The following is a 12,255-nucleotide window of genomic DNA, read 5'->3' on the forward strand; positions in this document are numbered from 1 at the left end:
AAAAAAACCTTGCAGGTTTTATCCGTATTTTAACGAACTTTGCACCCCAACATTTTCTGATTTAATCAATTGAAAAATTACTTTCGATTACTTTCTTACGCCAAGCCACTTAGTGGTTTTATTGTGCCATTTGTCATTACTTCTATCTTGGCAAGTTTATTTGGTGTACTCAATTTTACACTTTTGATGCCCCTTTTAGATGTTTTATTCGATAAAATCGCATTCGAGGCAATAGAAAAACCTGACTCAATTTTTGACCTAAAAAATCAGTTTAACTACTATTTCGGTTTATTCTTGACTCAACACGGCAAATTCGGAGCATTGCAGTTTGTCTGTGGAGTGATTGCCGTTTCGGTTTTGTTGGCTAATATCTTCAAATATGTGAGCATTAGGCTTTTAGAAAAATTTAAATCCAATATGGTGGCAAATCTTCGACAAGCGGTTTTCGATAATTCCATCAATCTTCACCTCGGTTTTTTCAGTAATGAACGCAAAGGGAATCTAATTTCTCGCATCGTAACCGATGTACAAGAAGTCGAAAACTCGATTGCGAATACGTTTTCGGCTGCTACCAAAGAGGTTTTTCTGTTTATATTTTACATTGCTTCGCTTTTCTATATTTCTTGGAATCTGACTTTTTTTGCTTTGTTGGTAATTCCTGTTTCGGGAATTTTTATTTCTACGCTCGTGAAACGTATGCGACGTGATGCAGGAGAAGGGCAACAACGCCTAAGTAATCTGATTAGCCTCATGGACGAAGCCTTTGGCGGAATGCGTGTTGTAAAAGGATTTGTGGCAGAAAAATTTATTACCGAAAAATTTCGTACCGAAAACCAAGGTTACAGAAATGCCATTTTTGGATTGGCTTCTCGCCGAGAAATGTCTTCGCCTTTTTCCGAAATCATGGGTGTTTTTGTCGTAATCGGCATTTTACTTTATGGGGGCTCGTTGATTTTTGATGGAAAATCTGAATTGACCGCATCTGAATTTATTAGCTACATTGTTATTTTTTCGCAAGTGATGCGTCCAGCCAAAGATATTTCTAATGCCTTCAGTTCGGCACAAAGAGGTTTAGCTTCGGGTGAAAGAATTCTCGAATTAATTGATAATCAATCTCTTATAAAAGACAAGTCTAATGCGATCCAGATAAAAGATTTCGGACACAGCATCGAAGCACAAAACGTTGGTTTTGCTTATGAAGGTGATGTTGAGGTTTTGAAAAATATCAATTTTACCCTCCAAAAAGGAAAAACAATTGCCTTGGTTGGTTCGTCAGGCGGTGGAAAATCAACTATTGCCGACTTGATTCCGAGATTTTATGACCCTACTGTTGGCCAAATCACGATTGATGGTGTTGATATGAAAGATGTTTCGCAACACTCGCTTCGCAAACTCATGGGAATCGTTACGCAAGAAGCTGTACTTTTCAATGATACGATTTTCAATAATATTGCTTTTGGCGAAAACGTAAGTTTAGAAGATGTGATGGCTGCCGCTAAAATTGCAAATGCTCATGATTTTATCATGCAGCAACCATCTGATTATCAGACAGTTATTGGTGATAGAGGAACAAAACTTTCGGGCGGGCAACGCCAACGATTGTCGATTGCACGAGCTATTTTGCAAAACCCACCAATCTTGATTCTCGACGAAGCAACTTCGGCACTTGATACAGAATCCGAAAAGTTGGTACAAGAAGCCCTTACAAATTTGATGAAAAATCGCACAACACTCGTAATTGCCCACCGTCTAAGTACGATTCAGAGTGCCGACCAAATTTTGGTTATTCATCAAGGACAAATCATTGAGCGTGGTACTCACGACGAACTTTTGAAAATAGAAGATGGTTTCTACAAAAAACTAAGCTCGATGCAGACGCTTTCTTAATTAAAAATTGAAAATGGAGAATTGAAAATTATTTTTTTATTAAATAATAGTTTTCAATTCTCCATTTTCAATTCTCCATTTTTAATTATTTATGATAACTCGCCGAGACATACTCGTAAAAGCTGCTAATTTCTGTGCGTATCAAGAGCGAACGCACGCAGAAGTGCGTGAGCGTTTGCAAAAATGGGAAGTTTGGGGCGATGAAGCCGAAGAAATAATTGCCTATCTGATTGAGGATAATTTCTTGAATGAAGAGCGTTTTGCCAAGATTTTTGCGGGAAGTAAATTCAGAGTAAAACAATGGGGGCGACAAAAAATAAAATACGAACTTAAAGCCCGAAAACTCTCAGAATATTGCATAAAAGTAGGCATGGCCGAAATCGACGACGATGATTATATCAATACTTTACAAGAAATTCTCGAAAAGAAAAAGCACGAACTTCGCACCGAAAAACAGCCTTTGATTTTGAAACAAAAACTCGCCAGGTATGCCCTTGGCAAAGGTTTTGAAACCGATTTAGTTTGGGAAATGATTGGGAAGATTTGTAAAAAGTGAATTTATGTAAATCAAAAAATGTTATGTTTGTACAAAAAAACGTAAAACTATGAATAGACCAAATTTTCATGTAGATTTTGATTTAGCGGCCAAAATTTTTTATGATAGTCAAAATGAAAGAAATCAAAAGATAATTGATAATGCTTTAGAAAAGTTAGCGTTTTTTAAAAACCCTAACTATATTGAAGATTTTACTCCGTTAACAATTGATAACGAGAAATACTACCTGATAAAAGAAGGGAAAGTTAACATTATCTTTCAAAGTAAAAAAGATGAGTTTTTAATTAATGACATTATTAGTGGCAGTTTCTTGAATGTATGAAAGAATTAGAAGAGATAAAGCTGAATTTGGGAGCAATTGAGCGGCATCTAATAGAATTTGAAAATCTTTTAAAATCAAGCACTGAAATTGAAGAGAACATTCTATTAAAGTTCTTTCAGTCTCGCCCCCAACTCGTTTCTTTCATAGGTATTTTAACTGATTTTGGTTATTCAAATAGATATGCGTATGAATTTCCAATCGTAGGAGAATTTAAAACTGATTTTATAGTTGGTAGTGCAGAAGAACACTCTTATCTACTTATTGAGTTTGAAAGTGCTAAAAATGATAGCATTTTTAAGAAAAAGAGTCGCAGCTTAAAAGAATGGAGTCCAAGATTTGAACATGGATATAGTCAAATTGTTGATTGGTTTTGGCAAATTCAAGACATTGCTCGAACAGATATCTTAAAACGAACATTTGGTGTTGAACATATTAAGTATAATGGATTATTAGTAATCGGGCGTAATAAAGGACTTTCAGAAGCGGATTCAAGTCGTCTTATGTGGCGTCGGGATAATGTTTTAGTCAATAATCGAAAAATCAATTGTCTTACTTATGACCAGTTATTTGAACTTCTCGAACAAAAAATAAAACACTTAAAGAGTTTGCGTTCTTAAAAATATTTGCAAAAAAATAACCCATTGCAGAAGCAATGAGCTATGAGTTACATCAGCTATTTACAATTATTGTTTTTGTAAAATAATTCTGGTAGTTGTCATTGAGGCAGTTCCACTTCCATCCACAATTGTCCATGTCATTGTGCTGCCACTAAAAGAAAGCCCAAAAGTATTGGTATTTTTCCCCGTTATTACCAGCTTATCCTCATTTATTTCGTATTCAGAAACTTCACTTGAACCAGAAAAGTTATTAGCAATTGACTGGCACTCCATTGGTGTACTATATGTAACTTTGCCCTTCTTCCGAAAATTAAAAACTATTTCTTTTGCACAAGGTAAGGCATTCACTAAAGCGGGTAGTTGGTCAGCATCTGCGGCAGTGCCTTGCTTCACAAAAATATTTGTAATCTTCCAATTACCAATAATCTGTGCTGATAGAGTATCTTTAGAACAATCCGTTAGTATCACCAATAATAAAGGTAAAACCAATATTTTAATTCGATTTGAAATAAGCTTCACAAGTTTAATGAATTTAATTTTTGAATATTAAATGTACAACAACACTATCTAATAAAACGAATTTTATGCTACAAAATTGAATACTGATTTACTTAACGGTAAAATTTATTCCTGCCTCGGTGTTTTTTTCTTCCGCTTCGTTCAAAATTTCTTGATGCTTCTATAAATTAGATTCACCTTTGGGTAATATTATTAAGAATGACATTTTTCGTACGTCAGAAAGCACAAAAATCAAATGAAAAATAGTTACCTAATCATTTTAGCCTTTGTTGGCACATTTGTTTCCTGCAAAAAATCAGAAAACACCAACACTTCGCCCCAATATAAATCACTCACCGAAGCGGTGTATGCTTCGGGGAATATTTATCCAAAAAATGAATATAAACTCACAGCTAATGCGGATGGTTTTTTGATAAAACAAACCGCTTTTGAAGGCGATGCTGTGGGGAAAAATCAATTACTTTTTCAGCTTGAAAGTGCTTCACAAGAAGCTCGTTTGGAGGCGTCGAGTAATATTTTGCGTCAGTCGGAAGCTAATTTTGGCGATAATTCGCCAATTCTTGATGAACTCGAAGCTCAACTCCGAAATGCCCGCACAAAACTGGCCAATGACTCTGTAAATTTCAAACGCTATAAAGAACTTTACGACCGCAACGCCACTACTCGCATCGAATACGAGCGAGCTGAATTGGCTTTCCAAACGTCAAAAAATGATGTTTCGGCTCGCAGAAAAGCATGGTTACGTACAAAAAATCAACTTTATGTAGATTTACAAAACTCAAAGTCGAACTTCAAAGTCAATGCTCGTGAAGAAGATAACTATCGAATAAAGAGCTTTGAAGCAGGGAAACTCTATGAAATTTATAAAAAACAAGGCGAACTCGTGCGACGTGGCGAAGCAATAGCATTAGTAGGCGATGCCAACGAGGTTTACGCTCAATTGGCCATTGACGAATCTGATTTTGTGAAAGTGCAAATTGGACAAACCGTTTTGGTTAAAATTGATGTTTACAAAGACAAAATTTTCAAAGCAAAAGTGACTAAACTTTACCCAAAACTCAATAAAGCTGACCAGACATTTAGAGTCGATGCCGAATTTGTGGAGGAAAAGCCCAATGCCTACTACGGCATGACGATTGAAGCCAATATTGTGGTTTCCGAAAATCCAAGAGTGCTGACGATTCCGAAAAACTATTTAGTAGGCAGCGATTCGGTTTGGATTGAAGAAAACGGCGATAAAAAGAAAATCAAAATCACGAAAGGCGTTGAAAACCTTGATATGGTTGAGGTAAAAGCTGGCCTAACCGAGAAATCGGTTTTGGTGCTCGGAAATTGATTTATGTTATATCCTATGTACAACACCCGTAGAGACAAGGCAATGCCTTGTCTCTACCACGCCAACAAAAAACAAAAAATCAATCATGAACCTCAATATCTCACTCCAAATAGCCAAAACACACTTACTGACAAAAAAACGTCAGACCTTGATTGCGATGCTGGGCGTTACCTTCGGTATTGCGATGTTCATCGTCATGATTTCGGTCATTAAGGGTGTCAATAAATTTCTTGAAGATTCTGCTCTCGACTCATCGCCGCACATCAGAATCTATAAAGAAATCACAAGTAGCCACCCAAGTATCATAGAAGAGGCCAATTCAGCGAATTTTAATATAATTTACCATCAATTACCTAAAAATGAATTGATTAACATCAAAAACGGACTTCAAATCGCCGCTAATATCGAAAAAGAGTCAGCAGTTTTGGGAGTTTCGCCGCAGATAAGTTCACAGGTATTTTTCAATAAAGGTCCAGTACCTTTTTCGGGACAAATTGCTGGTGTAGATGTTTTGAAAGAAGACAAACTATATGACCTAAAGAAACGTATCAAATCAGGAAATATCGAATCCTTGCTCTCAACTCCTAATGGAATTCTGATGGGTAAAGTTTTAGCTCGCAACCTCAATGTAAAAGTAGGCGATAAAATTATGGTTACAACACCTACAGGAAATTTAAAACTGGTCAAAATTGTGGGCATTTTTGGTTTTGGAATTCAGACCGTCGATGGCGTGAAATGCTACGCAAATATGTCGATGGTGCAGGAAATTCTACAAAAAGATAAGAGTTTCGTAACGGATATTCATATAAAAATGAAAGATTCGCAAGCGGCACTTACTTACGCCAAAGTGCTGAAAAATCAATACGGCTATAAAACCCAAGATTGGGCCGAAGCTAACTCAGCATTTTTGGCAGGTGATAAAATCCGTAATGGAATGGTGATTATGGTTTCGATTACACTTCTGGTGGTAGCTGGCTTTGGTATTTATAACATTATGAATATGAATGTCATCAATAAGATGAAAGACATCGCTATCTTGAAAGCCACAGGTTTTGCAGGAAATGACATTGTTTCGATATTCCTCATCCAATCTATCATTATCGGTATTTTGGGGGCATTGTTAGGCATTATTATCGGTTTTTGTTTAAGTTATTTGCTTTCATCCGTTCCATTTGATGCGGGAGATTTCCTTGATATAAAAACATTCCCAATTTTATTTGAACCAAAATACTACGGACTTGGAATGATTTTCGGCATCACAACCACCATTTTAGCAGGCTATATGCCCGCTCGAAAAGCATCAAAAATCGACCCAGTGGCAATATTGAGAGGGTAAAGCCCCTGCCCCACCCATAACCCCTAAAGGAGGGTATAAGACAATAAAGGAAATGAATTTTGACAAACTAAGAAAATGAATACTAAGAATAGCAACATTAACTCCCCTTTAGGGCAGTCCGATGGGTCGGTTGGGGGTGGAGTGGGAATGGCTGTACTTTCTGCCTCCAACATCAACAAATATTTCTACGAACCCGAAAAGTTTCAAGTTTTGAAGAATATTTCTTTTGAAGCCAATCGTGGAGAGTTTCTGGCTTTGGTAGGAAAATCTGGTTGTGGGAAATCAACACTTTTGTACATTCTTTCAACAATGGATACCGATTACGAAGGTTCATTAGTAATGAATGGCGAACGCCTAACTGGACGCACCCAAGACCAATTGGCTGCTTTCAGAAACGAACATTTGGGCTTTGTTTTTCAGTTTCACTTTCTTTTGCCTGAATTTACAGTTTTGCAAAACGTTATGCTTCCTGCCCTAAAACTCGGAAAATATTCGAGTAAAGAAATAGAAGAAAGAGCCTATCAAAAGCTAAAATTGGTCGATATGCAAGACCACGCCATCAAACAATCGGCCAAACTTTCGGGCGGACAACAACAGCGTGTAGCCATTGCAAGAGCTTTAATTAACGACCCTGCAATAATCATGGGCGATGAGCCTACGGGGAATCTTGACAAAAAAAATTCGGAAGTAGTTTTCGAGATTTTTAAGCAAATTGCCCACGAAAATAACCAAACAATCATTGCCGTAACGCACGACCCCGATTTTGCCAAAGGAAGTGATAGAATCATTGAAATGTCTGACGGACAAATTATTAACTAATGATAGCCGAGAAGAAAATAGTAATATATGTAATTGCTACAATGGCAATGATAGCTACTTTTTTTAGGTGGTATATTTTTGATTTTGACCCCAAAAGTAATGCTATTTTATGTTGTATTTCTATCATAGTTTTATCAACAACCTACCTTTTTTTTAGCAAAACTTGCCTTGTTTTCGATAGATTCATGCCCTACGACAGAGGAATTGTAAAGCGATTAATACCACAAATTCTTCTTAACCTTGCATTCATTACTATTGTTTCACGAGTGGCATTTTTAATCGGACGAACAATGCTACCTTTCCATTCAATCGTTGAAAAAGAAGCCACCAATCTTGCACAACTTGCTGGCGTAGCTACTGAGGTTTTAGTTGTAACGCTACTCAATGTTATTCATTTTGCCAAATATTCCCTGAATAAATGGCGTGAAAATGCACTCAGAGCCACAAATCTTGAAAAAGAAAAATCGCAGGTGCAATTCGATAATCTAAAAAACCAGCTAAATCCACATTTTTTATTCAATAGCCTCACTTCGCTTGATTCACTCATTCACGAAAATCCAGCTTTGGCAAGTGATTTTCTTAGGCAACTGGCCAAAGTTTTCCGCTATGTGCTACAAAACAAAGAAAAGGGTTTGGTCAGTCTCGAAACAGAATTAAACTTTATCAAGAATTATGTCGCTTTGCTTCGAACTCGTTTTGGAGAATCTCTCAGCATAAATTTCAATATTTCAATAGATGTTTTAGATTTGCAAATCGCCCCAGTAACTCTTCAAATATTGATTGAAAATGCACTAAAACACAACATCGTCAACCAAGCTAATCCACTGATAATCAATATTTTTAATCAAGAGCAATATTTGTTTATAGAAAATATCATTCAATTAAAGAAACAAGTCGAAACCTCCAACGGACAAGGCTTAAACAACTTAAAATTATTGTATAGTTTTCTGAGTGACAAAGAAGTATTGATTGAACAAAACGAAGTTTTTACAGTAAAAATCCCCTTGATTTGATACAAATTTTATGAAGATATTATTAATAGAAGACGAACCATTAGTAGCTAAGAATCTCGAAAATTTGGTTAAACAACTTGAGCCAACATCAACTTTATTGGCCACAATTGGCAGTGTAAAAGAATCTTTAGACTGGTTTAAAGCTAATGCTGAACCAGAGCTTATTTTATCTGATATTCAGCTTTCTGATGGCGTAAGTTTTGATATTTTCCAAGAAATTCAACCGCAATGCCCAATCATTTTTACGACTGCTTATGACGAATACGCCATTCGGGCTTTCAAACTAAATAGCATTGATTATTTGTTGAAACCTATTGATAAAGATGAACTTCGCAGTGCTTTTGAGAAGTTTAAAAGGCTGAATCATACACCCAATCAAGACGATTTTAAAGAAAAACTCACACATTTACTGAGCGATTTAGAAAATCGCTCCACGAGTCCAAAATTTAAGACTCGATTTACTGCACATTTCCAAAGGAATATCGTAGCCGTAACAACCGAACGAATTGCCTGCTTTTATCGAGATGAAGTTATTTGGATTCAAACCACTGATAATCAGCGGCTTATTACAGACTATAATTCGCTCGATGAAATAGAAGAATTATTGAACCCCGAAGGATTTTATAGAGCAAATCGCCAGTTTATTGTCAATAAACAAACCATCGAAAGCTATCGAACACATTTTACAGGAAAAATTGAATTAAAATTAGTTGTTACAACCAAAGATGAGGTGGTCGTAAGTAAAGAAAAAGCCCACCAATTTAGAGGCTGGTTTGAATTGGGTTAAATCATCAACAAACGCCAAACGCCCGAAATTAATAAAAGCACCAAACAGAAAGGCGTTAGCACTTTCCAAGAAAGATACATGAGTTGGTCAACACGCAAGCGAGGGAGTGTCCAACGTACCCACATTTGAATCAAAATCAGGAAATAGGCTTTTGAAATCAACCAAAATGCTCCCCAAAGGTCGCTTGACCAATGTCCGATTTGCCCACTTGTCCAACTTCCAAGCGTAAATGAGCCGATATTTGGAAAAGGAGTATTCCAACTTCCGAGAAACAAAACTGTTCCTAAAATAGACACCAAAAGCATCATTCCGTATTCAGAGAGCATCACAATAGCCCAACGAAAACCTGAATATTCGGTGTGAAAACCACCAATTAACTCGGATTCTGCTTCGGGTAAATCGAACGGAGCTCGGTTAGCTTCGGCCAACGAAGCAATAAAATAAATAACAAAAACTATCAATAGAAACGGATTTCTGAGAATATTCCAAGTCAAGATTCCACCGTATTGATTAACCTCAATGCCCGTAGCTTTTATACCAAAAAGATAGTTTTTTTCGAGCGAAAGAAAGCCTTGTTGAAAACTAATCTCCTGTAAATCAAGCGTTTGTGTAATCAAAACTACGCACAAAACCGAAAGTCCGAGCGGTACTTCGTAAGAGATAATCTGAGCAACCGAACGCATCGCACCCAGTAAAGAATACTTATTATTTGATGACCAACCCGCCATCAACATACCCAAAATATCAAGCGAAACCACCGCCAAAAGCATAAAAACTCCAGTTGGAGTGGCAGAACCTCTCAAACTTGGCGACAATGGAAACAACGCAAAGCCCGCAAAAATTGCCATAAAAATCATCAATGGAGCGAATTTGAACATACGGCGGTCAGCAGCAGCAGGCACGATGTCCTCTTTCTGAATCAGCTTCAAAAGGTCGGCAATCAGCTGTAGAAGCCCCCACTTACCAACCTCCATTGGGCCAGTACGGTCTTGAATAAAAGCCGAAACCTTACGTTCGACATACACCCCAACGACCACATTGGCAAAAATCGCAGCAAGAAATATGAGTATGGTTATGAGCATTTAATAACAAGGTTTTACGGCTGGAGTTGGTTTGAAAGGTTTGATTTTATAAGGTTTTCCTCTAAATTTAAAACTAATACTTTCCAAAACCTTCATTTTTAGTCCAGCTTCTCTTCTGTAAATTTCAATTTCTGACACAAAATACAATTGTATTTTACTATAGTCACGATTAAAATAATTCTTAAAATCTTTAAGCATAAATTCTTGAAAGCAAGTTTCAAACTTAGCTTTCATATTTTCAACTTTAAAGCCATCTGAATTATTAATACCTTTCAATTCTACAATAGTAATGCCATACTTATCTGTTCCTGCACATCTCTGAATAATAAAACAGTCGGGAGAAGGTGGCGGAGTAGCAAAATTAATTGTATTATAAAAACTATCTAATTTTAAGATAACATAATCTTCTTTTGGAATGTTTTTATCAATCTCAACACAAATACCTTCATCTTCACATCTATCTTGTAGCAAGGGTTTCAGCCTTTCATCTTGCCGAATCTTCTGTAAAAGCATGCTCTTGATTAAGTTTTTCTAAAATACTCATTCGTCTTTCATACTGTTCAACCGCCACATCCGTAAAATTGTAATCTTCAATTCCCTCACTTGTTGCTTTCATATCTCCTGCATCATAGCTACCTTTTTCGCCCATCACTAAATGGTAACTTCCCACTTTATCAGCATCAATTTTTTTCTCTAAAAGCAAGTTTGTAAGCTCATTCATCATAAAATCGCTATGGGTAGTCATTACTACTTTCACGCCCGATTTAGCTAAATCGACGAAAATTTTCATCATTTCAACCTGTACTTTTGGATGAAGATGAGCTTCGGGTTCTTCAATAAACAGTACTCTGTAAAATTTATATTTTGAATGACGTTTCTTTACAGAAATAATATGTCGCATAAAAATAACTAATGGAGCTAATTCAGAAATCATTGAAGATGCTTCTAAAATATCTAACTGTATTTTTGTTCGATTATCTATAAATTTTATTTCCGATTTCTTTTTATCAAATTTTATTTTAGCTTTCAATATTTCACTCTCAATACTATTAACAATGTGTAACAAACCCTTATTTATTACTTTATCATCTACTTGACTGAGATTTTTCAAATAATCTGCAATAGGTTCACTTAACTTTGGAATTTTAAATTGGCTTTTTATTTGAAATCTAAAACGAGACAGTTCAGCTAAAATATTACCAAAATTACTAAATTGATGGTGTAGCCCTTCTCTGGAAGACGGAAGGAAGTATAAGTCAAATAAAGCATCAGGAGCTAAATTCTTAAAAAGTTGGACTCCTCTGAATCCAATTTCAAATGAAAGCTGGTCTATAATCTCCTCTTTAATTTCGTCTATGAGTTTCTTATTTTTTGTCTTTTTTTTATTGTTAGAAAAAAAATCTCTAATCAATTCAATAAAATCGTCATCTTCTTCTTTTAAATCATAGTCAAAGTGTATGTCTTTATCAATGGAAAAGTGTAATTTTTTAATTGCCTTGTCTTCAAAACAGAAGTCAAAACTAAAATAATCTGTTTTTATCTCAATTTCAGGTTTTAGTTTAGTCTGAGTATTTACAATATTTGAAAAAGTATTTTTTAAAGAAGAGTGCAAGAATTCGGTAAATATATTTAGATTTTTTTCACATAACTCAACTAAATAATTATTGAGAACTAACTTATTTATATCTTCAATTTGCATCAAATCAAAAATATTTTCTTTTACTTCATTAACATATGAAGTTTTCACATTGAATTCAAAATCATCACTCTCAATAAATCTTTCATAACTTTTTAATACTAAATAAATTAAATTTATCGCCCACGATTTTCCAATATTATTTTCGCCATAAATCACGTGCAAATCCTTCTCCAAGTCAAACTCGAAGTGCTCAATTGGTCCGAAATTTTTTATTGAAATTTTCATGAGGTTTCATTATAAAAATTTGACAACTCTGTTTAGAGTTGTCAAATTTAGAAAAAA

The 12,255-nt window shown here is 35.6% G+C and carries 14 protein-coding genes; 9 read left to right on the forward strand and 5 right to left on the reverse strand.

All coding sequences use genetic code 11. The features are described from left to right. Positions 1-69: 69 nt before the first annotated feature. The 4 genes from A6M55_RS09550 to A6M55_RS09565 all read left to right on the forward strand — a co-directional run bounded on the left by A6M55_RS09550 (position 70) and on the right by A6M55_RS09565 (position 3,382). Entirely contained in the window at positions 70-1,887 is a 1,818-nt protein-coding gene (locus A6M55_RS09550) for an ABC transporter ATP-binding protein (RefSeq protein WP_064197391.1), read from the forward strand. 91 nt (positions 1,888-1,978) lie between these two features. Next, entirely contained in the window at positions 1,979-2,443 is a 465-nt protein-coding gene (locus A6M55_RS09555; protein ID WP_064197392.1) for a regulatory protein RecX, read from the forward strand. Between the two features lie 49 nt (positions 2,444-2,492). Further along, complete coding sequence (locus A6M55_RS09560) at positions 2,493-2,765, forward strand: hypothetical protein (RefSeq protein ID WP_064197393.1); 273 nt, start codon at positions 2,493-2,495, stop codon at positions 2,763-2,765. Further along, positions 2,762-3,382 (forward strand): Shedu immune nuclease family protein, encoded by a 621-nt coding sequence (locus A6M55_RS09565; RefSeq protein WP_064197394.1) that lies wholly within the window; start codon positions 2,762-2,764, stop codon positions 3,380-3,382. The genes A6M55_RS09560 and A6M55_RS09565 overlap by 4 nt, the downstream gene beginning before the upstream one ends. 66 nt (positions 3,383-3,448) lie before the next feature. Here A6M55_RS09565 and A6M55_RS09570 read toward each other — a convergent pair whose 3' ends face one another. Continuing rightward, the gene (locus tag A6M55_RS09570; RefSeq protein WP_064197395.1) at positions 3,449-3,901 is read right to left on the reverse strand and encodes a lipocalin family protein; all 453 of its coding nucleotides are present in this window, start codon (positions 3,899-3,901) and stop codon (positions 3,449-3,451) included. 235 nt (positions 3,902-4,136) lie between these two features. Here A6M55_RS09570 and A6M55_RS09575 point away from each other — a divergent pair, with 235 nt between their 5' ends. From A6M55_RS09575 to A6M55_RS09585, 3 genes are all read left to right on the forward strand, one after another. Continuing rightward, positions 4,137-5,237 (forward strand): efflux RND transporter periplasmic adaptor subunit, encoded by a 1,101-nt coding sequence (locus A6M55_RS09575; RefSeq protein WP_064197396.1) that lies wholly within the window; start codon positions 4,137-4,139, stop codon positions 5,235-5,237. Between the two features lie 85 nt (positions 5,238-5,322). After that, positions 5,323-6,573 (forward strand): ABC transporter permease, encoded by a 1,251-nt coding sequence (locus A6M55_RS09580; RefSeq protein WP_064197397.1) that lies wholly within the window; start codon positions 5,323-5,325, stop codon positions 6,571-6,573. 147 nt (positions 6,574-6,720) lie between these two features. Further along, positions 6,721-7,392, forward strand: a complete 672-nt coding sequence (locus A6M55_RS09585; RefSeq protein WP_064197414.1) for an ABC transporter ATP-binding protein — start codon at positions 6,721-6,723, stop codon at positions 7,390-7,392. Here the strand turns inward: A6M55_RS09585 and A6M55_RS17635 are convergent. Continuing rightward, positions 7,385-7,519 carry a hypothetical protein gene (locus A6M55_RS17635; RefSeq protein ID WP_255364419.1) on the reverse strand — a complete coding sequence of 45 codons (135 nt, stop codon included), beginning with the start codon at positions 7,517-7,519 and terminating at the stop codon, positions 7,385-7,387. The genes A6M55_RS09585 and A6M55_RS17635 overlap by 8 nt on opposite strands. 58 nt (positions 7,520-7,577) lie before the next feature. Between A6M55_RS17635 and A6M55_RS09590 the strand changes: the two genes are divergently transcribed. Both A6M55_RS09590 and A6M55_RS09595 read left to right on the forward strand, forming a co-directional pair. Continuing rightward, a complete protein-coding gene (locus A6M55_RS09590; protein WP_197491688.1) occupies positions 7,578-8,405 on the forward strand; it encodes a sensor histidine kinase in 828 nt (275 codons plus the stop codon). Between the two features lie 10 nt (positions 8,406-8,415). Further along, the gene (locus A6M55_RS09595) at positions 8,416-9,192 is read left to right on the forward strand and encodes a LytTR family DNA-binding domain-containing protein (RefSeq protein WP_064197399.1); all 777 of its coding nucleotides are present in this window, start codon (positions 8,416-8,418) and stop codon (positions 9,190-9,192) included. Here the strand turns inward: A6M55_RS09595 and A6M55_RS09600 are convergent. The 3 genes from A6M55_RS09600 to A6M55_RS09610 are packed head-to-tail and all read right to left on the reverse strand — an operon-like array spanning position 9,189 to position 12,198. Then, on the reverse strand, positions 9,189-10,274 hold the full coding sequence (locus A6M55_RS09600) for a complex I subunit 1 family protein (protein WP_064197400.1): 1,086 nt from the start codon (positions 10,272-10,274) through the stop codon (positions 9,189-9,191). The genes A6M55_RS09595 and A6M55_RS09600 overlap by 4 nt on opposite strands. Then, on the reverse strand, positions 10,275-10,787 hold the full coding sequence (locus A6M55_RS09605) for a hypothetical protein (RefSeq protein WP_064197401.1): 513 nt from the start codon (positions 10,785-10,787) through the stop codon (positions 10,275-10,277). Then, positions 10,759-12,198, reverse strand: coding sequence for an AAA family ATPase (locus tag A6M55_RS09610; protein WP_064197402.1), 1,440 nt, complete (start codon positions 12,196-12,198; stop codon positions 10,759-10,761). The genes A6M55_RS09605 and A6M55_RS09610 overlap by 29 nt, the downstream gene beginning before the upstream one ends. Positions 12,199-12,255: the final 57 nt, after the last annotated feature.

Source organism: Emticicia sp. MM (assembly GCF_001649495.1).